The organism is Dawidia cretensis (assembly GCF_018598175.1).
Lineage (GTDB): Bacteria > Bacteroidota > Bacteroidia > Cytophagales > Cyclobacteriaceae > Ohtaekwangia > Ohtaekwangia cretensis.
In genome coordinates this window covers 1-254 of sequence record NZ_JAHESE010000221.1, presented here as the reverse complement: position 1 = coordinate 254, position 254 = coordinate 1, and the positions used below count along the sequence as shown (strand labels likewise).

Annotated in this window: 1 protein-coding gene; it reads left to right on the top strand. The window is 58.7% G+C overall.

The window, feature by feature from the left end:
* A partial coding sequence (locus KK062_RS30425) for a FecR domain-containing protein (protein ID WP_254088138.1) occupies positions 1-254 on the top strand: 254 nt, incomplete at both ends.

The following is a 254-nucleotide window of genomic DNA, read 5'->3' as shown; positions in this document are numbered from 1 at the left end:
CCGACCACAGCGCCGGCACCCTCAACAATCAAAGACGTCTGTTCTACAGCTCAAACTTTCCGCAAGGGTATGCGCGCGAAGTGGTCCTGGAAGGGGAGGCGTATTTTGATATTGCCCATGATGCCGCGCATCCCTTCGTTATTCATACGCAAGGGGTGACTGTCCAGGTGTTGGGCACGGCCTTTAACGTAGAGGCCTTTACGGGCCAGCCTGCTGTTGTCGTGACCGTTACGCGCGGCCGCGTGCGCGTCAGC